General features: G+C 71.0%; 21 protein-coding genes and 1 pseudogene. 12 read left to right on the forward strand and 10 right to left on the reverse strand.

From position 1 onward, the window contains the following. Positions 1-46: 46 nt before the first annotated feature. Positions 47-850, reverse strand: a complete 804-nt coding sequence (locus ACIQBL_RS17215; RefSeq protein WP_401942203.1) for an ABC transporter permease — start codon at positions 848-850, stop codon at positions 47-49. After that, positions 847-1,764, reverse strand: a complete 918-nt coding sequence (locus tag ACIQBL_RS17220) for an ABC transporter permease (RefSeq protein ID WP_401942205.1) — start codon at positions 1,762-1,764, stop codon at positions 847-849. Before ACIQBL_RS17220 ends, ACIQBL_RS17215 begins: the two co-directional genes overlap by 4 nt. A gap of 280 nt (positions 1,765-2,044) precedes the next feature. Here ACIQBL_RS17220 and ACIQBL_RS17225 point away from each other — a divergent pair, with 280 nt between their 5' ends. Then, on the forward strand, positions 2,045-2,530 hold the full coding sequence (locus tag ACIQBL_RS17225; protein ID WP_401942207.1) for an Lrp/AsnC family transcriptional regulator: 486 nt from the start codon (positions 2,045-2,047) through the stop codon (positions 2,528-2,530). Here ACIQBL_RS17225 and ACIQBL_RS17230 read toward each other — a convergent pair whose 3' ends face one another. The 6 genes from ACIQBL_RS17230 to ACIQBL_RS17255 form a co-directional block, all read right to left on the reverse strand. After that, a complete protein-coding gene (locus tag ACIQBL_RS17230; protein ID WP_401942209.1) occupies positions 2,531-3,001 on the reverse strand; it encodes an Lrp/AsnC family transcriptional regulator in 471 nt (156 codons plus the stop codon). 224 nt (positions 3,002-3,225) lie between these two features. Then, on the reverse strand, positions 3,226-3,846 hold the full coding sequence (locus tag ACIQBL_RS17235) for a phosphatase PAP2 family protein (protein ID WP_401942212.1): 621 nt from the start codon (positions 3,844-3,846) through the stop codon (positions 3,226-3,228). After that, a complete protein-coding gene (locus ACIQBL_RS17240) occupies positions 3,839-5,248 on the reverse strand; it encodes a diacylglycerol/lipid kinase family protein (protein WP_401942215.1) in 1,410 nt (469 codons plus the stop codon). Before ACIQBL_RS17240 ends, ACIQBL_RS17235 begins: the two co-directional genes overlap by 8 nt. A 133-nt stretch (positions 5,249-5,381) precedes the next feature. Continuing rightward, entirely contained in the window at positions 5,382-6,059 is a 678-nt protein-coding gene (locus tag ACIQBL_RS17245) for a class I SAM-dependent methyltransferase (RefSeq protein ID WP_401942217.1), read from the reverse strand. A 72-nt stretch (positions 6,060-6,131) separates the two neighbouring features. Next, positions 6,132-7,418, reverse strand: a complete 1,287-nt coding sequence (locus ACIQBL_RS17250) for a cytochrome P450 (RefSeq protein WP_401942220.1) — start codon at positions 7,416-7,418, stop codon at positions 6,132-6,134. Positions 7,419-7,446: 28 nt separating this feature from the next. Beyond that, positions 7,447-8,760, reverse strand: a complete 1,314-nt coding sequence (locus tag ACIQBL_RS17255; protein ID WP_401942534.1) for a glutamine synthetase family protein — start codon at positions 8,758-8,760, stop codon at positions 7,447-7,449. A 370-nt stretch (positions 8,761-9,130) separates the two neighbouring features. Here ACIQBL_RS17255 and ACIQBL_RS17260 point away from each other — a divergent pair, with 370 nt between their 5' ends. The 10 genes and pseudogenes from ACIQBL_RS17260 (at position 9,131) to ACIQBL_RS17305 (ending at position 19,008) form a co-directional block, all read left to right on the forward strand. Beyond that, positions 9,131-9,319 (forward strand): ferredoxin, encoded by a 189-nt coding sequence (locus ACIQBL_RS17260; RefSeq protein WP_401942223.1) that lies wholly within the window; start codon positions 9,131-9,133, stop codon positions 9,317-9,319. Continuing rightward, positions 9,319-10,291: pseudogene (locus ACIQBL_RS17265) on the forward strand (NAD(P)/FAD-dependent oxidoreductase). Before ACIQBL_RS17260 ends, ACIQBL_RS17265 begins: the two are co-directional and overlap by 1 nt. A 12-nt stretch (positions 10,292-10,303) precedes the next feature. After that, positions 10,304-11,116 carry an acetoacetate decarboxylase family protein gene (locus tag ACIQBL_RS17270; RefSeq protein WP_401942224.1) on the forward strand — a complete coding sequence of 271 codons (813 nt, stop codon included), beginning with the start codon at positions 10,304-10,306 and terminating at the stop codon, positions 11,114-11,116. 82 nt (positions 11,117-11,198) lie between these two features. Next, a complete protein-coding gene (locus ACIQBL_RS17275; protein WP_401942227.1) occupies positions 11,199-12,659 on the forward strand; it encodes an aldehyde dehydrogenase in 1,461 nt (486 codons plus the stop codon). Next, positions 12,652-13,587 carry a 3,4-dihydroxyphenylacetate 2,3-dioxygenase gene (locus tag ACIQBL_RS17280; protein WP_401942230.1) on the forward strand — a complete coding sequence of 312 codons (936 nt, stop codon included), beginning with the start codon at positions 12,652-12,654 and terminating at the stop codon, positions 13,585-13,587. Before ACIQBL_RS17275 ends, ACIQBL_RS17280 begins: the two co-directional genes overlap by 8 nt. Before the next feature lie 9 nt (positions 13,588-13,596). Then, positions 13,597-14,442 (forward strand): fumarylacetoacetate hydrolase family protein, encoded by an 846-nt coding sequence (locus ACIQBL_RS17285; protein ID WP_401942232.1) that lies wholly within the window; start codon positions 13,597-13,599, stop codon positions 14,440-14,442. Between the two features lie 28 nt (positions 14,443-14,470). Further along, positions 14,471-15,070 (forward strand): TetR/AcrR family transcriptional regulator, encoded by a 600-nt coding sequence (locus tag ACIQBL_RS17290; RefSeq protein WP_401942234.1) that lies wholly within the window; start codon positions 14,471-14,473, stop codon positions 15,068-15,070. A gap of 161 nt (positions 15,071-15,231) precedes the next feature. Further along, a complete protein-coding gene (locus ACIQBL_RS17295) occupies positions 15,232-16,692 on the forward strand; it encodes an APC family permease (protein ID WP_401942237.1) in 1,461 nt (486 codons plus the stop codon). A 97-nt stretch (positions 16,693-16,789) separates the two neighbouring features. Then, positions 16,790-18,280, forward strand: a complete 1,491-nt coding sequence (locus ACIQBL_RS17300) for an aldehyde dehydrogenase (protein ID WP_401942239.1) — start codon at positions 16,790-16,792, stop codon at positions 18,278-18,280. Then, on the forward strand, positions 18,277-19,008 hold the full coding sequence (locus ACIQBL_RS17305) for a gamma-glutamyl-gamma-aminobutyrate hydrolase family protein (protein WP_401942240.1): 732 nt from the start codon (positions 18,277-18,279) through the stop codon (positions 19,006-19,008). Before ACIQBL_RS17300 ends, ACIQBL_RS17305 begins: the two co-directional genes overlap by 4 nt. Positions 19,009-19,011: 3 nt before the next feature. On the opposite strand, the gene ACIQBL_RS17310 is transcribed toward ACIQBL_RS17305, so the two are convergent. Together ACIQBL_RS17310 and ACIQBL_RS17315 are read right to left on the reverse strand one after the other, a co-directional pair. After that, positions 19,012-19,584, reverse strand: a complete 573-nt coding sequence (locus tag ACIQBL_RS17310) for a MarR family winged helix-turn-helix transcriptional regulator (RefSeq protein WP_401942243.1) — start codon at positions 19,582-19,584, stop codon at positions 19,012-19,014. A 68-nt stretch (positions 19,585-19,652) separates the two neighbouring features. Then, positions 19,653-19,778 (reverse strand): hypothetical protein, encoded by a 126-nt coding sequence (locus ACIQBL_RS17315; RefSeq protein ID WP_401942245.1) that lies wholly within the window; start codon positions 19,776-19,778, stop codon positions 19,653-19,655. 52 nt (positions 19,779-19,830) lie between these two features. Here ACIQBL_RS17315 and ACIQBL_RS17320 point away from each other — a divergent pair, with 52 nt between their 5' ends. Continuing rightward, positions 19,831-20,520 carry a hypothetical protein gene (locus ACIQBL_RS17320; protein ID WP_401942247.1) on the forward strand — a complete coding sequence of 230 codons (690 nt, stop codon included), beginning with the start codon at positions 19,831-19,833 and terminating at the stop codon, positions 20,518-20,520. The last annotated feature ends 24 nt before the right edge of the window (positions 20,521-20,544 follow it).

Consider the following 20,544-nt stretch of genomic DNA (forward strand, 5'->3'; position numbering starts at 1 on the left):
CCTGAGGGTGGGCGTACGGCCGTGCGGAAGCGGGTGGGGTGCGGGGTCAGCCGGGTGTGCGGTCGCCGCCGACGAGAACGCGGCGCATCTGACGCAGGCCGGCGCCGAGGATGATCAGGAACGTGAACAGGACGAGGAGTGTGCCGAGCGCGTTGATCTCGGGGGTGAGCCCGCCCTTGAGGAGGGAGTAGACGCGCAGCGGGAGGGTGGTGGTGCCGACACCGCTGGTGAAGGTCGACATCACGATGTTGCCGAAGGAGATGGTGAAGCAGAGCAGCCAGGCCGCCACCATCGCCTGCCGGAGCAGCGGAAGGGTCACCCGGCGGAACCGCTGCCAGGCGTTGCAGCCCAGGTCGGCGGCGGCCTCGTCGAGCGAGGGGTCGAGGGCGCCGTGCGCACCGAGGACGATCAGGGCCGCGTACGGCAGGGTCACCACGAGATGGCCGAGGACCAGGGTGGTCAGGCCCAGGTCGGCGCGCAGCTTGCCGAAGACCGACAGGAGGGCCACCCCGAGGACGATCTCGGGGATGATCAGCGGCAGGAACAGTCCGCCGGAGAACACCACCCGCAGCCGTCGGCCGAGCCGGGCCATGCCCATGGCGGCCAGCAGCCCGCCCGCGGTGGCCAGGGTCGCGGAGGCCACCCCCACCTCGGCGCTGACCCGCAGCGAGGACAGCAGATCGGTGTCGTGCGCGAGGACGCCGTACCAGCGGGTGCTGAACCCGGCCCACTTGTAGGTGACGTCGGAGTCGTTGAAGGACAGGACGACGACGACCACGATCGGCACGTACAGGAAGACGATGACGCCGCGGGCCAGCCAGTTGGTGGCGCGGTCGGGAAGGGACTTCACGACGCCTTCCTCCTCAGCCGCCCGGCCGCGGTGCCGAACACCGCCAGCGAGGCGATCATCAGCACCAGCAGGACGACGGAGGCCGCCGCGCCCATGGGCTGGTTCCGGAACTCGGTGTAGAGCGTGACGATGAGGTTGCCGACGAGCTGGTGCTTGCCCCCGCCGAGCAGCACCGGGATCACGAAGACACCGAGCGTCGGCACGAAGGTGAGCAGCGCGGCCGCCAGCAGACCGGGACGGGCGAGCGGCAGCAGCACCTTGCTGTGCACCCGCCACCAGCCGCAGCCCAGGTCACGCGCCGCCTCGCCGAGCACCGGGTCGACGCCGCGCAGGGAGGCGTACACCGGGAAGATCGCGGTCGGCAGGAAGGCGTAGACGAGACCGACGAAGGAGGCCCCCTGGCTGGGGATCCACTGGGTCGGCCCGTCGGTCAGCCCGAGGGCGTCGGTGAGGGCGTTCACCGGGCCGCCGGGGCTGAGCAGGTTGATCCAGGCGAAGGTGCGCACCAGGAAGTCGGTCCAGAACGGCACGATGATCAGCAGAAGCAGCAGTCCCTGGCGCTTCGGCGGCCGTCCGGCGAGGTAGTACGCGACCACGTAGCCCAGGACCAGACATACGGCGGTGTTGAGGGCCGCCATGCCCAGGCTGTAGCCGAACACCTTCAGATAGACCGGGTCCAGCAGCTCGTGGTAGTTCGCCAGGGTGAAGCCCCCCTGGATGCCGCCGTACGGGTCGGAGGTCGCGAAGCTGTTCCGCACGACCAGGGCCAGCGGCACCAGCACCAGCGCGCCGACGGTGAGCCCGGCGGGCGCGAGGAGAGCCGCTGTCACCGCCTTGTGCCGCAGGCCGGCCTGCCGCGCGGGGGCCGCGGGCCGGGGCACGGTGGGCGACGGCGCGGTCGCGGTGTCCGTCACCGCGGCCTCCGCTGCGGCGAGGGAGGGGGTGCGTGCATGTGCTCTGCCTCCTTGGGATCCGGTCGGACGGCCGACGCGGGTGCCTCGGTCGTCCTGCTTGCGCAACAGCTTCTGCCAGGAGTACGGGAGGTGAACAGGCGCCACGGCATCGAATCGAGTGGAATCGCGCGCCTGGTTCCACTCATCTCGCAGCGGGCCGCCGGGACCGGCCGGATGCGAGGCACCGCGAGGGCCGGGTGATGATGGAGGGAGACAGCACGCGGAACGGGGAGGTGTTCACATGATCGACGACCTCGACCGGCAGATCATCGACCAGCTACGGGTCGACGGCCGGCGGTCCTTCGGCGAGATCGGCCGCTCCGTGGGACTGTCGGAGGCCTCCGTGCGCTCCCGCTTCCAGCGGCTGCAACGCCGGGGGATCATCCAGGTCGTGGGCATGACCGACGCGGTGAAGCTCGGCGAGATGGAGATCCACCTGGCCGTACGCGTCCACCACATCCCGGTGTCCCTGGTCGCGCGCGAGCTGTCCCGGATGCCGGAGGTGCGCTACGTCGCCTCCTGCGTCGGGCCCTACGACCTGATCACCGATGTGCGCTGCCGGGACCTCGCGCATCTGTCCGAGCTGCTCACCGAACGGGTCCGCCGGGTCAACGGGGTCGCGCACGCGGAGGCACTGACCGTCCTGGACGTCGTCAAGGACACGTACCTGTGGGCCGGCTTCCGGGAACTGCCCGCCGCGCCGGGCGAGCGGATCCTCCCGCCGTGATCACTCGCCGGTCTCGCTCTGCCCCACCGCGCTGGTGAGGCCGTTCCACGAGTAGTCCTTGAACAACTCCAGCAACAGCAGGACCTGCACCTTGGACACCCCGGGCAGCATCCGGATGTTGTCCAGAAGCTGCACCAGCTGCGCCTGGTCCCGGCAGGTCGCCTCCAGGAAGATGTCCTGACTCCCGGCGCACAGCGCCACATGGTTGATCATCGCCATGTCCGCGAGACTCTTGGCGACGGCACGGGGGGTGAGGTCCCGCACCCGGATCATCAGCCGTACGGACTGATGGCCCAGGGTGAGCGGATTGCACAGCGCCACGATGCGCAGCGCTCCGCTCTCCTGGAGCCGCGACACCCGCTGGCGCACGGTGGCCTCCGACACTCCCAGATCCCGGGCGAGCGCCGTGTACGGCGTGCGGCCGTCCCGGGTGAGTGTCTGCATGATCTTCTGGTCCAGCTCATCGATCACGGAAGACCTCCTCACCTGAGGGTACGTGGCACCGTCCGACCCCTGCGCGAGAGGTTGGACCGCCCTGGGTGGACACGGTCTGATCGCATCCGGGCCGGCACCCTCACCGGCTGTGGTGAACCGGACGCGCACGGCCGCCGCATCGACCGCCCGGACGTCGACTTGGCGCAGGGCGGCCACGGCGAACCGTCTCCGCCGCGGGCACGGGACTCGCTACGACGACCTCAACAAGGGCCGGATCGACGTTGCCCGGCGGTGGCGACGCCCGAGCCGTCCCAGTGCGCTGCCGCCGCGAGGACGGCGGCAGCCGCGCCCGTTCCGAGTACGGCGCCGGCGACGACGTCGCCCGGGTAGTGCACCCCGGTGTGGACGCGCGAGTAGCCCACAGCACAGGCCAGCAGGCCGAGGGGCACCGTGACCGCCGGGAACGCGGGCCCGGCCGCCGCGGCGAAGGCGACGGCGGAAGCCGTGTGGCCGGAGGGGAAGGAGGCGGACGCCGGCATGGGGACGTGCCGACCGGGGAAGGGCGAGTCCTCGGCGCGGTGCGGGCGTGGCCGCCGTACAAGACGCTTGCCGAGCAGGTTGGCCGTGGTGGAGGCGACGCCGATCGCCGCTACGCCGAGCACCGCGGCGCGACGGGAGCGGCCGGGGCGCAGAGCCAGGGTGGCGGCGATCAGGAGGGAGATCTTCGAGTGATCGGCCGCCGCGGACAGTCGGCGCAGCGCCGAGTCCAGTGCCGGTGTGCTGGTGACCGTGACAGCCTCGTAGAGCGCCTGGTCGAGGCTGGCGAGATCGCGCAACAGGCCCTGCGGTACTCGCTGTTGCCGAGGGCAGCGGTCAATCATCGCTCTGCTCCTGGTTCTTGTCGCGTGAGGGGACTGTGGGGTCGTGGCTCTCGGGTTCGTGGGGCGACCGGTCGAAGGCGAGGCGCAGGACGCGGTACCAGTCGACGGCCGGTGCGACGTACGGTGCCCCGGGACGTTCCCGTGGCACGCGCACCCGTAGCGCGCCGGGTCGTATCGTGCACACGACGGGCGGCGACAGGACGAGTGCCTCGCCGTCCACGGCCACCGGGACGGTCTCCTCGTCGGACTCCACGACGACACTGCGGGACGTCAGAGTCGTGATGCCGCTGGCCCGCTCCCCCAGCAGCGCCATTTCGGCGGCCTGTACCGCGCCCCCGACCCGGACCGCGATCACGCCGAGCACGCCCGTGTCGAGACGTTCCCTGCGGCCACCGGTCAGGGGGTCGGCCCGTACGTAGGGGTTGTTGCTGACCAGCACCGCCTGTGGGGCCTCCAACCGCTCTTCGTCGGTCCGGGCGATGAGTTCGGCGCCCGACTCGCCCGCCAGCAGGTCCGGCAACTGGTCGAGCGCGGTGACCGCTTTGGCGTCCCGGTAGTCGGGGTTCTGCACGATGTGCGCGTACGTACCGAACGAGGCGGTGTTGACGAACGGCCGGCCGGAGATGTCTCCGAGGTCGACGCGGAGTTCCACACCGTCCGAGAGCGCCTCCAGGCTGCTCACCGGATCGTCCCGGTCCAGGCCGAGGTCCATGGCGAAGTGGTTGCGGGTGCCGGCCGTCACGACCATGAACGGCAGGCCGTGCTCGGCGGCCACTCCCGCCACCAGTGCCTGGGTGCCGTCGCCGCCGGCCACACCGAGCAGGTCGGCTCCCTCGGCGACAGCCTGCCGGGCCAGTGCCACCGGATCCGGATCCGTGTCGAGGTCGAGCAGGATCACTCGCGCGCCCAGCGCTTCGGCCCGCTCCACGAGTCCGTACCGCCCGACCTTCCCGCCACCCGACTTCGGATTCATGATCAGCACGGCCCGGCGGGGCGGGCGGACTGTGCGGGTGTGCATGCCGTGCGGCTTGCGCATACGGCGCAGGGCACTCCTCGCGCAGCCGAGCGCGGCCGTCCACGCCGCGAGGGCGACCACCGCGACCACCCACAGGCCCGACACGGCGTACAGCACCAGGACGCCGACGGGTGCGGCGACCGCCAGCAGGGCACCGAGGAGCCGGGCGACACCGCGGTGCGCCAGCGCCCACCACAGGCCCGCGCCGGCCAGCCCGAGGCCCGCCAGGCCCAGCAGCAGGATGAACCAATGGCCGGTGCCGGCCACCACTGCCGCCACTGCTCCCGCGATGCACAGCAGGGCGAGGCGAGCCAGGGCTCGGGCCGAGCCACGACCCGTGTCAGGTCTGTGCCGTTCCGTCTCGCGTGTCGTTCTGGTCTCGTTCACTGCCGCTTCCCGGTCATGGCTGGGTCGGACGGTCCCCGACGCGACGGGCGCTCCGTCCGCCCGGCACTCCAGAGAATCCTGTCGGTGTCCATGGAACGTACCCGTTCCGATGCGCCGACCGGCGGACGGGCTGTCAGCGCAGTCGGCGCGCCCGCAGCACCACGTCATCGGTGTGGTGCGCACCGGCGCCGCCGTCCGGTGCCACTCGTGGCCGCTGCTCGTCCACCTCCACCGTCCAGTCCCCGTCGAGCAGAGCGGCGACCATGGAGGGCCAGACGTAGTCGGCCGGATCGAACTCGCTGTCGTGTTCGTGCCGGGTGTCCATCCCCGCGTGGTGCACGAGCAGCAGCACACCGCCGGGCGCGACGGCCGCGAGCAGCGCTCGCTCGGCTGCGGCGTCGGGTGTCCGCAGCAGGGCCGGGTACTGCGCGGAGACCAGGTCGAAGGAGGCCGGGGGGAGTGCCGCTTCCGCCAGTCCGGCATGGACCCAGCGGACGGTGACACCGGCGTCCTGTGCGTGCCCCGCGGCCCGCTCCAGCGCCACGCCCGAGACTTCGAGCGCGGTCACGTCCCAGCCGCCGCGTGCGAGCCAGACGGCATCGGCGCCCTCGCCGCAGCCGACGTCGAGCACCCGTCCGGGCGTGAGCCCGGCGACCTCGGCCACGAGCGCGCCATTGGGCCGGCCGCTCCACAGTTGCCGGCGGTCGGCGTATCGGTTGTCCCACTCCGCCCGGACCTCGGGGTCTCCGACGTATCCGTCGGCAGGCAAGGAGGTGTCGGGCGCGGACGATCCTGCGATGTTGTCGGTCACCGGCCCACGGTCACCCACCAAGTCCTGGTCACGCCACTCTTGTTGCTGCTCCGGCAAATCGTCGGCCCCGTCTCACGCGAGCGTCACCTCCACGGGCAGCCTCTTGATGCCGTTGACGAAGTTCGAGCGCACGCGCGGCACCTCGCCGGCCAGGCGGATGTCCGCGAGGCGGGGGATCAGCTCCTCGAACATGATGCGGATCTCGGTGCGGGCCAGCAGGTTGCCCAGGCACAGGTGGGGACTGCCCTTGCCGAAGGTCACGTGGTCGTTGTGCTGCCGGGCCACGTCGAGGTCGTAGGGGTCGGTGAAGACCTCCTCGTCGCGGTTGCCGGAGGCGTACCACATGACGACCTTGTCGCCCACCTTGATGCGTTTGCCGCCGAGTTCGACCTCTCGGGTGGCGGTCCGGCGGAAGTGGTAGACGGGGGACGCCCAGCGCAGGAACTCCTCGACCGCCGTGGGGATCAGCGACGGGTCGTCCTTCAACCGGGCCAACTGCTCGGGGTGTTGGAGCAGGGCCAGCACGGAGTGGGTGATGGTGTGCCGGGTGGTCTCGTTGCCGGCGACGACCAGGAGCAGGAAGTAGTTGTCGAAGTCCTGCGCGGAGAGCGGGACGCCGTCGCGCGGGGTGGTGTTGACCAGTTTGGAGACCAGGTCCGTGCCCTCGCCACCGCGCCGCCGCCTGGCCAACTCCCGCCCGTACTCGAAGACTTCGAGCGAGGCGGGTGAACGGAACGGCAGGTCGCGGTACTTCTCGCTCTCCTCGCTGTGCAGGAGTACGTCGGCGTAGTCCGGGTCGGTGTTGCCGATGATGCGGTTGCCCCAGTCGATGAGCTGCCGGTTGTCCTCCGGAGGGACGTCGAGCAGCCGGGCGAGCACGTTGATGGGGAAGTCGGCGGAGATCTCCTTCACGAAGTCGAAGCTGCCCTTGGCCAGCGCCGCGTCCAGGGTCTTCGCGGTCAGGCCGCGCAGGAAGTCCGCGTAGCTGTTGATCACCCCCGCGCCGAACTGCCGCTGGATCAGGCTGCGCAGTGCCCGGTGGCGGACTCCGTCGAGTTCCAGGATGGAGGCGCGTTTCTTGATCTGGTCGTCGTCGACCTCTTCGAGGTTGACGAACCGGGTGGAGGTGAACGTCTCCGCGTCCCGGTCGACCCGGGCGATGTCGGCGTGCCGGGTCACCGACCAGAAGCCGGAGTTGGGGGCCTCCTCGGGCTGCCAGTGGACGGGGTCCTCGTGGCGCAGGGTGTGGAACATGCGCCAAGGGGTCACGCCGTCGGTGAAGTTGTCGAGGTCGGCGAGGTTCACGTCTGCGAGCGGCAGCGGTTCGTTCGCGACGGCGGGCAGGGTCGTCTCGGTCATCGGTGGCTCCTGGGGGTCGTGCGGGCTGTCACAGGTGGTAGGCGTACTCGGTGAACTCCCAGTCGGTGACGTGCCGTTGGAAGCGCTCGACCTCGTTCCGCTTGTAGGCGAGGAAGGACGTGGTGAAGTCCTTGCCGAGCACCTCGGCCAGAGCGGTGTCCGCCTCCAGCGCGTCGAGGGCCTCGGACAGGGTGCCGGGCAGGACGGCGGAGCGGGCCGGGTCGTAGCCGTAGCCCTCCAGCGGGGCGGGCGGCTCCACGGCGGCCACCACGCCCAGCAGAGCTGCGGCGATCGTGCCGGCGATCGCGAGGTAGGGGTTGGCGCTTGCGTCGCCCAGCCGCAGTTCGAGCCGGGCCCCGGAGCCGCGCTCGGGCGGGATGCGGACCATGGCGCTGCGGTTGTCGAGCCCCCAGTCGACGAGCCAGGGCGCGAGCGTGTCGGGGCCGAAGCGTTTGTAGGAGTTGACGGTCGGGTTGAGCAGCGCGGCGAGGGCGGGTGCGTGCGCCATCACGCCGGCGACGGAGTGCCGCGCCGTGGCGGAGAGGCCGTTGGCCCCGGAGGGGTCGTCGAAGGCGTTGCGGCCCTCGGTGTCGACGCTCGACAGATGGAGGTGGAAACCGGACCCTCCGGCGTCGTTGAACGGCTTCGCCATGAAGGTGGCGAGCCTGCCCTCCTTGCGGGCCAGTTCCTTGATCGCGGCCTTGAAGCGGAAGGCGCGGTCGGCGGCCGACATCGCCTCGGAGTGGACCAGGTTGATCTCGAACTGTCCGCCGTCGAACTCGTGGTTCCCGCTGAGCACGCCGATGTGCAGGTCGCGGACCTGGCGCAGGGTGCGCAGGAGGTGGTTGTCGGGGTCGGCGCGCAGCCCCGCCGTGTAGACGACACCGGGGTCGGACGCGTACCGGCGCCAGCCGCCGACGTCGTCGCACTCGCACAGGAAGTACTCCAGCTCCGGGCCGACGACGGGCCGCAGACCGTGCTCCGCGCACCGGGCGAGGACGGTCTTGAGGAGGTCGCGGGGCGACTCGGGGGCGGGCGCCCCGGTCGCCGGGTCCAGGACCTCGCCGAGACAGGTGGCCACGCCGGGCTCCCACGGGAGAGGCACGAGAGTGTCCAGGTCGGGGCGCACGCAGATGTCGGGCAGTCCCGCGTCCAGACCGCCGCGGACCGGGACCACATCGCCCTGCGGGCTGGTGTGGTAGACGGCCCGGCAGAAGGCGAGCCCGTGTTCCATGGCCCGGGGCAGTTCCTCCAGCAGGACGTCTCGGGCGCGGTCGGTGCCGATGAGGTCGGGGTAGGTCACCCGGACCACGTCGATGCCGTCGGCGGCGAGTCGCTCCATGTGGCGGCGGACTTCCGGGATGTCTTGAACGCTCACCGTTGTCTCCTCGGGCGGACGGTGGGGCACCTCCGGGTCAGGAGCCCGGAGGCGGGCGGCGGGGGAATGAGGGGCCGGGACACAGCGGTCACGGGCGACCCCGGCAACATTGTTTGATGCCAAACGGTAGGAGCGGCCCCCGCGTCCCGCAAGAGGCGACGACAAGAAAATTATCCATCCGGATAGGTATTGACCCCACCTCGGCGGCTTCCTATCTTGTTTGAAGCCAAACGAGTCAGGGGCCGGTCTTCGAGCCCCTTTGGCCGGGGCCCGGCCACCGTGCCGGGCCCCTCTCCCCACACCTCTCCGACGCCCTCACCCCAGGAGGCCGGCCATGAAGGTCGTCGTCGACATGAACAAGTGCCAGGACCACGGCCAGTGCGTCTTCGCGGCCCCCGACGTCTTCCACCTGGACGACGACGGACACCTCGGCCACGTCCCCGACCCGGACGACGCCCTGCGCGACGAGGTCGAGGAAGCGGCGGACGTCTGCCCGCTCCAGGCGATCCGGATCGAGGAGTGATGACCGGGGGAAGCGTGGTCGTCGTCGGCGCCTCGATGGGCGGTCTGCGCGCCGCCGAACAACTGCGCACGGCCGGCTGGACCGGCTCCGTGACGGTCGTCGGCGACGAACCGCACATGCCCTACAACCGGCCCCCGCTCTCCAAGGAAGTCCTCGCCGGCAAGGCGTCCTTCGACTCCCTCGCCTTCACCCCCAAGGCGAGCACCGCCGACGTGGAGTGGCGGCTGCGAGGTGGCCGCCACCGCCGTGGGCCTCGGTGTCGCCGAGGTGACCGTCGTCGACCCGCTGCCGCTGCCCATGGTGGGGCCGCTCGGTGAACTGCTCGCCGGTGCCCTGCTACGGCGCCATCAGCAGCGCGGGGTGCGCTTCGCGCTCGGCACCGGGGTCGCCGGCTTCGAGGGGGACGACCGGGTGACGGGTGTCGTGCTGAGCGACGGCACCGTCCTGCCCGCCGACGTGGTGGTGGAGTCGGTCGGTTCGCTCGCCAACACCGAGTGGCTGGAGGGCAACGGGCTCGACCTGAGCGACGGCGTACTCACCGACGCGTTGCTGCGGGTCGGGGGCCTGCCGTCCGTCGTCGCGGTCGGCGATGTGGCCCGCTTCCCCAACGCCCGCTACGACGGGGTGCCGCGCCGGGTCGAGCACTGGTCGATCCCGACGGACAGCGCCAAACATGCGGCCAGAAGTCTCGTCGCCCATCTCACGGGCGCCCAGGGCGAGTTGGGAGCCTTCGCGCCGCTGCCCACCTTCTGGAGCGACCAGCACGACTTCCGGTTGCAGTCCTTCGGCTCGCCCCTGCTCGGCCTCGACGACGTCCGGGTACTGGACGGCGACCCGGACGGCGACCTCGTCGTCGGCTACCACCGCGAGGGCCTGCTCGTCGGCGTCGTCGCGCTCGGCGCTCCCACGACGGCCGCGCGGGCCGCCCGCTATCGCACCGCGCTCCTCCAGCAGCCCGCCCTCACCGCGTAAGGAACCAACGTCATGGACAGCGTCCGTGGTTACTTCCACCCCAAGACGGCGACCGGTTCGTCGTCACTGATCCCCGCGCCGCCCTGGCGCTACTCCGGCGACCTGCTCACCGTCGAGTACCGCACGGACCCCGCACGGGTACGTGAACTCCTCCCCGAACCACTGGAGTTGGCCGACGAGGACCCGGGCGCGGTCGCGTTGATCTGGGCCGACTGGCAGTCCTGCTCGCAGACGGGCGACGAGCTGCTCGACCCGGTGCTCGCCCAGTACAAGGAGGCGTTCGCGGTCGTGCGCTGCGCGTTCCGGGGGCGGACGTACTCGCGGTGCGTGTACATCTGGGTCGACAAGGACTTCGCGATCGCGCGCGGACTGCACCAGGGCTATCCGAAGAAGCTCGGCTCCATCCACCAGACACGACCGCACCCCTACGGCCCCGCGCCCCGCATCGAGGCGGGCGCCCGCTTCGGCGCGACCCTCGCCGCGGCCGACCGGCGGCTCGCCGAGACCGTGGTGACCCTGCGCGAACCCGCGGAGACGAACGGGTTCGTGAACGGACACCCCATGGCCCATCACCGCTGGCTCCCCTCCATAGAGAAGGGCAAGGGCCTGGCACTGGACGAGCTGATCGAGACGGGCGCGGCGGCCTTCGAGGGCGGTCAACCGTGGGTCGGGGACGCCGAGTTGGCGTTGTTCGAAGCGCCCACGGAGGAGCTGTCCCGGCTGGAGGTCCACGAGCCGATCGCCGCGTACTACCGGCAGGTGGGGGTCGTCTGGGACGGCGGCCGACTGCTGGAGTCGGGGACGTCCGGAGCGTCCGCCGGGTAACGCCCGTGGCTGGTCGCGCAGTTCCCCGGCACCCGCCCCGGAGGACGGACCTCTCCCTCTTCGCTCGACAGGAGCCCTTCTCATGACCGCCAACATCATCGTCGCCGGAGTTTCCGTCGACACCCGTCACTTCATCGGCGACCGACGCGTCGCCTCCACCGACACGTTCGACGACCTCTCCCCCATCGACGGCCGACTCCTCGGCCGGATCGCCCGCGGCGGATCCGCCGAGGCCGAGGCCGCGATCGCCGCCGCCCGCGCGGCCTTCCCCGCCTGGGCCGCCACCCCTCGCGCCGAACGCGCCCGCATCCTGCACGCCGTGGCCGACGGCGTCGAGAAGCGCGTCGAGGAGCTCTCGGCCGTCGAGACCCACGACAACGGCGCCCTCCTCCGTTCGCACCGCCGGGGCGTCATGCCCCGCGTCGCGCACAACTTCCGTTTCTTCGCCGACTGGTTGCTCACCCTCGGCCACGAGGACTTCGAGACGCGCGGCCACACCAATCACGTCACCTGGGACCCGGCCGGCCCCTGCGTCCTGATCACGCCGTGGAACGCCCCTTTGATGCTGGCCACTTGGAAGGTCGCCCCGGCCCTCGCCGCCGGCAACACCGTCGTCCTCAAGCCCGCCGAATGGTCACCCCTCACCGCCTCGCTGCTCGCCGACATCGCCACCGAGGCCGGACTGCCCGCCGGTGTCCTCAACGTCGTCCAGGGCTACGGCGCGGAGATCGGCGACGCGCTCACCTCGCACCCGGACGTACGCCGGATCAGCTTCACCGGCTCGGTGCCCACGGCCACGAGGATCGCCGCGTCGGCCGCCGCCAACCTCACCCCGCTCAGCCTCGAACTCGGCGGCAAATCACCGCTGTTGGTGTTCGCCGACGCGGATCTCGACCTCGCCGTCGACCTCGCCGTCGAGCAGTACGACAACGCCGGGCAGGTCTGCCTGGCCGCCACCCGCATCCTCGTCGAGGAGTCCGTCGCCGAGGAGTTCACCCGACGGTTCGAGGAGAAGGCCTCGGCCCTGGTCCAGGGCGACCCGCGCGAGGAGGCCAGCGACCTCGGGCCGACCATCCACCCCCGCCAACTGGAGAAGATCGACGGCTTCGTACAGCGCGCGATCGAGGCCGGCGCCCGTGCCGTCGTCGGCGGACACCTCAAGGACGGCCAGTACTACGCGCCGACCCTCCTCACCGATGTCGCCCAGGACTCGGAGATCGTCCAGGAGGAGGTCTTCGGACCGGTCCTGACCCTCCAGACCTTCGCCGACGAGGACGAAGCGGTCCGGCTCGCCAACGACACCCGCTTCGGACTCGCCGCCACCCTCGCCACCGGCGACCGCGACCGCGCCGACCGCGTCACCGCGCGGCTGGTCGCGGGCACGGTCTGGGTCAACTGCTTCTTCGTACGCGACCTCCAGGCGCCGTTCGGCGGCTCCCGACTCTCCGGTGTCGGCCGCGAGGGCGGCACCTGGAGCTTCGACTTCTACTGCGACCTCAAGAACACCGTCACCGCCCCCAACGGATGGAACAACCATGGGTGAGATCGTCGGGGCCGGCCTGCTGGCCCATGTGCCCACCATCGTGCTGCCCGAGGCGGATCGGCTGGAGCTGAACGAGGGCAAGGAGATCACCCTCGTCACCGGCCTCCGCCAACTCCGCGAGGACGTCTTCGACCGGGACGACTACGACACCGTCGTCGTCCTCGACTCCCACTGGGCGACGACCGTCGAGTTCGTCGTCACCGCCCAGCGGCGCCGAGCCGGGCTCTTCACCTCGGAGGAGTTGCCGCGCGGCATGTGCCGGATGCCGTACGACTACCCGGGCGACCCCGAACTCGCCCGGAACATCGCCGAGTTCGCCGACCGGCACGGCACCTGGATCACCCCGATCGAGGACGACCACCTCCCCGTGTACTACGCCACGATCAACCTCTGGAAGTTCCTCGGCGAGGGGCTGCCGGACAAGCGGTGGGTGACCATCGGCGTCTGCCAGACCGGTGACATGGAGGACCATCTGCGCCTGGGCCGCGCGCTCGCCGACGGCATCGCGGCCACGCCCGGCCGCCGCGTCCTGCTCATCGCCTCCGGTGCCCTCTCGCACACCTTCTGGCCGCTGCGCGAGATCCGCGACCACGAGGCCAGCGACCCCGCGCACATCCGTACGCCCGAGGCCCGCGAGGCGGACTGCGAGCGGATCGCCTGGTTCAAGGAGGGCCGGCACGACAAGGTCCTCGACACCATGGACGAGTTCTGGCAGTACAAACCCGAGGCGAAGTTCTTCCACTACCTGATGCTGGCCGGAGCCCTCGGCGAACAGGCCTGCACCGCGAGGGCCCGCCAGTACGGCGAGTACGAGAACTCCGTCGGCACCGGCCAGGTCCACCTCTGGTTCGACCGCCCGGCCACCGGCTGGACCGGCGACGACCTGCCCGTACCCCCCTCACCCCGCACACCGCACAGCCGCGCCTAGGAGAGCGACATGCCCGAGTACCGCCGCATTCTGCTGGACGGCGCCACCGTCGAAGTCACCGTCGACGGGGACGAACTCGTCGCCGGTGACGGCCGCCGCGTCAAGATCGACGAGGCACTGCATCTTCCTCCGGTCGTGCCGTCCAAGGTGATCGCCGTCCACCTCAACCACCGCAGCCGCGTCGACGAGTTCCGGATCGACCTCCCGGACACCCCGACCTACTTCCACAAGCCGACCTCCTCCCTGAACTCCCACAAGGGCGCGGTCGTCCGCCCCGAGGGCTGCAAGTGGCTCAACTACGAGGGCGAGGTGGCCATCGTCATCGGGAGGACCGTGCGGAACGTCTCCCCCGCCGCGGCGGGCGAGTACATCGCGGGCTACACCGTCGCCAACGACTACGGCCTGCACGATTTCCGCGACACCGACGCCGGTTCCATGCTGCGCGTCAAGGGCTCCGACACCCTCTGCCCGCTCGGCCCGGGCCTGGTCACCGACTGGGACTTCCACGGCAAGCGGCTGCGGACGTACGTCAACGGCGAGGTGGTGCAGGACGGTTCGACCGACGAGATGAAGTGGGACATGCACTACCTCGTCGCCGACATCGCCCGCACCATCACCCTGTACCCGGGGGACGTGCTGCTGTCGGGCACACCCGCCAACTCCCGTCCCGTCCAGCCCGGTGACGTCGTCGAGGTCGAGGTCGAGGGCCTCGGGAGGCTCACCAACCACGTCGTCACCGGCCCCACCGCGATCCGAAGCGACGTCGGCGCCCAGCCGACCGAGTCGGAGGAGGTGCTGTCCACCGCGCTCGGCGGCGACTGGGAGTTCCGTGGCGTTCGTCCACCGCGCCGCTGAGGGCGACGGCGCAGGTAGGGTCGCCTGCATGACCGAGCCCGCCGGCCGCCGCCCCCGCAAGCGCGTCACCTACGGCGCGGGCCGCGAGGCCCTGCTGGACGCCGCGGTGCGCGTGGTGGGCCGGGGCGGACTGCGCAGGCTCACGTACCGCGCCGTCGCGGAGGAGGCAGGGGTCACCCACGGGCTCGTGGTGCACCACTTCGGAACCCGCGACGCGCTGATCGAGGCGGCGCTCACCCACGCCATCCGCTCCTCCCTCAGCAGCAGCGACCTCGAACCCGGCACCGGAAAGCCCGAGGACTTCTCGCTCGGCCTGACCGAGATGGTGGACTCGGGGCCGGACCTCCAGGCCTTCCAGTACGAACTGCTCCTGGAGTCCCGGCGCAGGCCGGAGCTGCTGTCCCACCTCCGCGCGCTCTACGACGAGTACTTCGCCGCCACCCGGCGCGAGCTCACCCAGATGCTGCCGGGACCGGTCGACGAGGGGCTGTCCCGGATGGTGTTCGCCACCCTGGAGGGCCTGGTCCTGCACCAGCTCGTCTTCGGCGAGCGCGAGGTCGTCGAGGACGCGCTCGACGAGCTGCGGAACGTCCTGCGGCTGCTCGCGCGGGCGCGCGAAGGGCACTGAACGCCCGGCCCCCTCTCCCCCACTGATCACGGCCTCGCAGGAAATCCGCGTCGGCCACGGATTCTCCGCGCCACCCCCTTGCCAAACGGATAGTTCCGCCCCACGATGAGGCAACTCGTTTGGCCTGAAACGACCCTTCCCTTAACTGGCAGGTGATCCGAGTGGACAGTCAGGCGGTCGCATCCCAGCGGTCCGTGCGGGACGAACCCACGGCAGGCACGCTCAAACCCAACGCGCTCGGCGTGCTGGGCATCCTCTTCCTCGTTCTGTCCGCCCAGGCGCCGCTCACCGGCATCGCCGGAGCGGTCCCGATCTCCGTCGGCATCGGGAACGGTCCCGGCACCGCCGGCGCCTACGTCCTGGTCGGCGTGGTGACCCTGCTCTTCTCGGTCGGCTTCGTCACCATGGGCCGGCACGTCGTCGACGCGGGCGCCTTCTACACCTACATCGGCACCGGTCTCGGCCGCACCACCGGGGCCGGCAGCGCGGGCGTGGCACTCTTCGCGTACTGCGCCATCCAGGCCGCCATGTACGGGCTGTACGGCTCCATCGTCAGCGGCCTGGTCGACGCCCACACGGGACTGAACCTGCCGTGGTGGGTGTGGTCGCTGGCGACCATGGCCGTCGTGCAGATCCTGGGCGCCACCGGCATCGACATGGGCGCCAAGCTGCTGGCCGTGTTCGTCCTGGCGGAGTTCAGCATCCTGCTGGCCTTCAGCGTCGTCACCCTCTTCAAGGGCGGCGGCCCGCAGGGCCTCGGTTTCACCGAGACGTTTGCACCGAGCGCCGTGACCCAGGGCGCACCAGGCGTGGCCGTGATGTTCGCCGTCGCCTCCATGTTCGGCTTCGAGGCCACCGCGATCTACGGCGAGGAAGCGCGCGAGCCGAAGAAGACCGTCCCCCGTGCCACCTACCTGGCGGTCGTCGTGGTCGTCGGCTTCTTCGCCCTGACCTCCTGGATGCTGGTCGCCGCGTACGGACCCTCCAAGGCCGTCGCCGCGGCGGGCAAGGCGCTGGCGAGCGGGGACTCCACGGCGTTCGTCTTCGCCCCGATCGCCGCCCAGTTCGGCGGCTGGGTCAACGACGTACTGCCCGTCCTCCTCGCCACCTCCCTCTTCGCCGGCCTGCTCACCTTCCACAACTCCGCCAACCGCTATCTGTTCTCGCTCGGCCGCGACGGGCTGCTGCCCCGCCGCCTGTGCACCCTCAACAGCCGCCATGCGCCCTGGGCCGCCGGCTGTGTGCAGACCCTCGTCGCGGTGGCCCTGGTGGTGCCGTTCGCGCTGGCGGGCAAGGACCCGGTACTGACGCTCTTCTCCTGGTTCAGCGGCGTCGCCGTCCTGGCGATGATGCTCCTGTACCTGCTGACCTCGGTGTCCGTGGTGGTCTTCTTCCGCCGCGAGCGTCTGGAGGTGCGGCTGTGGAACACGCTGATCGCCCCGATCCTGGCGACGATCGCCGTCGCGGGCGCGGTCTGGCTCATCCTCGCCAACTTCACGACGCTCATCGGCGGCGACAGCGACACGGCACTCTGGCTCGCCCTGTCGGTCCCGTTGGTCATGGCCCTGAGCATCGTGACCGCACGGCTGAGCCGCCGGGGAGCGTCGACCGCCGACGGCTGACCGGCTCCCCTCCCCCGGTGCGCGTCCGACGACACGGGCGCGCACCGGGGTGGGCACACCTCGCTCTCCCCCACCCCATGACGAAGTGGAGTTCCCCATGCCGGCCGTCACCCATGACGAATGGCTCCGTCGCGCCAAGGCCTTCCAGGTGTACGGCGCCCACCACATCGACGGTGCCGACGAACCCGGGGCCGGCCGCACCTTCCGGGTCGTCTCGCCCCGCGACGGCCACGTGGTCGCCGAAGTCGCCGACGGCGGTCCCGCCGAGGTGGACGCGGCCGTGGCCGCCGCCCGGCGCGCCTTCGACACGGGCCCGTGGCCGCGCCTGGCCCCCGCCGAACGCGGCCGGGTCCTGCTCCGTCTCGCCGAACTCCTCGAAGAACAGCGGGAGTCGCTCGCCCTCGCGGTGAGCCTGGAGATGGGCAAGCCGGTCACGGACGCCCACGACATCGAACTGCGCGCGGCCATCAACGCCTTCCGCTGGTACGGGCAGTTGGCCGACAAGCTGACGGATGAGTCCCCGCACACCGCACCGGACGCGCTCGCCCTCGTCACCCGCGAACCGGCCGGTGTCGTGGGCGCCGTCGTCCCCTGGAACTTTCCGCTGACCCTGGCGAGTTGGAAGGTGGCCCCGGCACTCGCGGCCGGCTGCGCGGTCGTACTGAAGCCGTCCGAGAACTCTCCGCTGTCCGCCCTGCTGCTGGGCCGGCTCGCCACCGAGGCCGGACTGCCACCGGGAGTCCTCAACGTGGTCACCGGGGACGGCCCAACTGCCGGTCGGGCAATCGGACTTCACCCCGATGTCGACGTGCTCGCCTTCACCGGCTCCACCGCCGTCGGCCGGCACTTCCTGCGCTACTCCGCCGACTCCAACCTCAAGCGGGTCTGGCTGGAGCTGGGCGGGAAGTCGCCCAACATCGTCCTCCCGGACGCCCCCGACCTGGAGAAGGCAGCCGCCACCGCCGCCTGGGGCATCTTCTTCAACCAGGGCGAGATGTGCACCGCGCCGTCCCGGCTGCTCGTGCACGCCTCCGTCGCCGAGCAGATCACCGAGGCCGTCGTCGCACGAGCCCGGGAGCTGCGGGTGGGCGATCCTCTGGACCCGGCGACGGAGATGGGCGCGCTGGTCGGCGAAGGGCATCTGGAGCGCGTACTCGGCCATGTGCGGCGCGGTGTCGACGAGGGCGCCCGGCTGCGTACGGGCGGCGCGCGCACCCGCACGGACAGCGGCGGCAGCTTCGTCGAACCGACCGTGTTCGACCGGGTCGGGGCCGGCGCCGGGCTGGCCCGCGAGGAGATCTTCGGCCCCGTCCTGTCCGTCATCTCCTTCACCACCCTTGAGGAAGCGGTGGAGTTGGCCAACGCCACCGAGTACGGCCTGGCCGCCGGTCTGTGGACCTCGGACCTGAGCACCGCCCACCGGGTCTCCCGCGCCCTCAAGGCGGGCACGGTGTGGGTGAACTGCTACGAGGAGGGCGATCTGACCGTGCCCTTCGGCGGGATGAAGCAGTCGGGCAACGGCCGCGACAAGTCCGCACACGCCCTGGAGAAGTACACCGAGCTCAAGACGACCTGGATCCAGTTGTGACCGTCCCGCCGCGCCCGCTGATCGCCCTGCCCGCCCGCTTCTCCGCCACCGCCTCCGCGCTGCGGTACGCCGCCGAGGTCAACGCCCGAGCCCTCGTCGAGGCGGTGTGGCGGGCGGGCGGCGAACCGGCGACCATCCACCCGTACGCCCCCGACGGCACGGCCGGCCCCGCGGAGGTCGCCGCCCGTCTCGCCCGGTTCGACGGGGTGCTGCTGCCCGGCGGCGGGGACCTCGCACCGTACCGCTACGGAGCGGTGGGGACCCACGAGAGCGTGTACGACGTAGACGACCGGCAGGACGGCTTCGACCTCGAAGTCGCCCGACAGGCCTTGGAGTCGGGCCTGCCGCTGCTGGCCGTCTGCCGCGGACTCCAAGTCGTCAACGTGGCCCTCGGCGGCACCCTGCAACAGGACATGGGCGGACCGGAGCGCGAACACCGGCACGTCGTGCACCCCGTGGCCCTGGAGCCGGGGTCGCTCCTCGCGCGAGCGACGGACGCCGAGAAGGTGGACGCGTCCTGCTATCACCACCAGCGCGTCGACCGGCCGGGCAGCGGACTGCGTGTGACCGCGCGGGCCGCCGACGGCACCGTAGAAGGGCTCGAACTCCCCGGCGCCCGCGGCTGGTTCACGGCCGTGCAGTGGCATCCCGAGGACACCGCGCACGAACAGGCGGCGCAGCAGGGCCTGTTCGACGCGCTCGTCCGGGCGGCTGGGCGGCTCCGCTGAGACTCAGCCCCGGGGTCGGCGCCCGCTGCGGCGGGGCGCCGGCTCCGCTCCGTCCAGCAGGGACTGCCGGCGCTCCTCACCGTGGTCCTCCACCTGAAGCACGACCCGGCGCAGCATGTCCGCGAGACTCCGGCACTCGTCGTCGGTGAGCTGCCCGGTGACGAAGGCCTCCTCCTCGTTGAACTCCGGGAACAGCCGGCGCATCAACTGCTCACCCTCGTCCGTGAGACTGAGCAGGACCAGCCGTCCGTCCGTCGGATGACCGGCCCGCTTCAGCAGCCCACGTGACTCCAGCGTGCGGGCCACGCCTGTCAACGTCCCCTTGGAGATCCCTGCCTCCTCCGCGACGTGCCGGGTCTCCGACTCGTCCCAGACCCAGACGACCCACAGGACGACGAAGGCGGTCCAGGTCAGGTCGGAGCCCCGCAGCACGGAGTTCTCCAGATGCTGGCGCACCGCCGCCGCGGCCCGGTGAATGTTGGCGACCGCCGCCATCTGATCCCGGCGTATCGGGAAACCGCCGAGCCGCTGCGCGGCGAGCTTCTCGGCTTCGGTAATGGATCGATGGCCGGGCACGGGCCCTCCCTCACTCACGGACACTGATCGTTCGGGATCAAATTGTACGGAGCCCTGCCCGGGAACGGTCAGTCGCGGGCCGGCGGCGTGTAGAAATCACCGACGGACGTCCACACGCCGTTCTTCACGACCACGCGCTGCACACTGCGCGTGCCGAGGTGATCGCTCGCGCCGAGCATCGGCGAGTTCGACATCGTGGGGGACGTCCACGCGCTGAGCCGGCACTCCACCACCTTCCACTGCTGAGTGTGGGCGGGCGAGTGCCACGACCCCGACCGCATCACCAGTGATCTTCAGCCGTGCACGGGCCGCCAGACCGGCCACCACACGTACTCCGCGATCATCGACCGCACGAACACCGCCGCGGAGCAGCTCCGCTTCCACCTCGACGGCAATCTGACGTTCACCGTCAACGAGAACCAGGTCTCGGTCGCCACCTGGCAGGCCGCCGTCGACCAAGGGCTCATGGCCATCTTCGACCTGGCGATCGCCGGTTCGTACCCCGACAGGGTCTGCGGTCGCAGCTCGGCCGCCCAGACAGGCAGCATCACATCGGGTGCCGTCATGAGCGTCGACTGGTTCGCGGTCTACCGACAAGGCACCAGCGGCAGTACCACCGGTGGTACGACGACCGGTGGAACCACAGGTGGCAGCACGACCGGCGGGAGCACGACGACGCCCGACCACACCGCCGGCGTGACGCGTCTGAGCGACAGTCAGGCGCAGATCACGTTCCTTCCGACGACACCCGCGGCGTACGTCGATGTGCACTACCTCATCAACAACGCCGGCCGGCAGAACTTCCGTATGACCAACAGCGGCGGCACCTGGACGCAGAACGTCACGCTCACCGCCGGATCCACCCTGACCTACTGGTTCACCTACGAGAAGAACGGCCCCCAGTACGACAGTCCGCACTACACCTACACCCAGTGAGCCTCCTGGGCCGGTCCCGCGAGG

This window comes from Streptomyces sp. NPDC088350 (genome assembly GCF_044753545.1).
In the GTDB taxonomy this organism is placed as follows: Bacteria; Actinomycetota; Actinomycetes; order Streptomycetales; family Streptomycetaceae; genus Streptomyces.

Bases quoted from the DNA above. Each gene is read 5' to 3' on its own strand.
- ACIQBL_RS17225 (WP_401942207.1), top strand. From the start codon at position 2,045: ATGATCGACGACCTCGACCGGCAGATCATCGACCAGCTACGGGTCGAC.
- ACIQBL_RS17235 (WP_401942212.1), bottom strand. From the start codon at position 3,846: ATGATTGACCGCTGCCCTCGGCAACAGCGAGTACCGCAGGGCCTGTTG.
- ACIQBL_RS17250 (WP_401942220.1), bottom strand. From the start codon at position 7,418: ATGACCGAGACGACCCTGCCCGCCGTCGCGAACGAACCGCTGCCGCTC.
- ACIQBL_RS17255 (WP_401942534.1), bottom strand. From the start codon at position 8,760: ATGGAGCGACTCGCCGCCGACGGCATCGACGTGGTCCGGGTGACCTAC.
- ACIQBL_RS17260 (WP_401942223.1), top strand. From the start codon at position 9,131: ATGAAGGTCGTCGTCGACATGAACAAGTGCCAGGACCACGGCCAGTGC.
- ACIQBL_RS17270 (WP_401942224.1), top strand. From the start codon at position 10,304: ATGGACAGCGTCCGTGGTTACTTCCACCCCAAGACGGCGACCGGTTCG.
- ACIQBL_RS17275 (WP_401942227.1), top strand. From the start codon at position 11,199: ATGACCGCCAACATCATCGTCGCCGGAGTTTCCGTCGACACCCGTCAC.
- ACIQBL_RS17280 (WP_401942230.1), top strand. From the start codon at position 12,652: ATGGGTGAGATCGTCGGGGCCGGCCTGCTGGCCCATGTGCCCACCATC.
- ACIQBL_RS17285 (WP_401942232.1), top strand. From the start codon at position 13,597: ATGCCCGAGTACCGCCGCATTCTGCTGGACGGCGCCACCGTCGAAGTC.
- ACIQBL_RS17290 (WP_401942234.1), top strand. From the start codon at position 14,471: ATGACCGAGCCCGCCGGCCGCCGCCCCCGCAAGCGCGTCACCTACGGC.
- ACIQBL_RS17300 (WP_401942239.1), top strand. From the start codon at position 16,790: ATGCCGGCCGTCACCCATGACGAATGGCTCCGTCGCGCCAAGGCCTTC.
- ACIQBL_RS17315 (WP_401942245.1), bottom strand. From the start codon at position 19,778: ATGTCGAACTCGCCGATGCTCGGCGCGAGCGATCACCTCGGCACGCGC.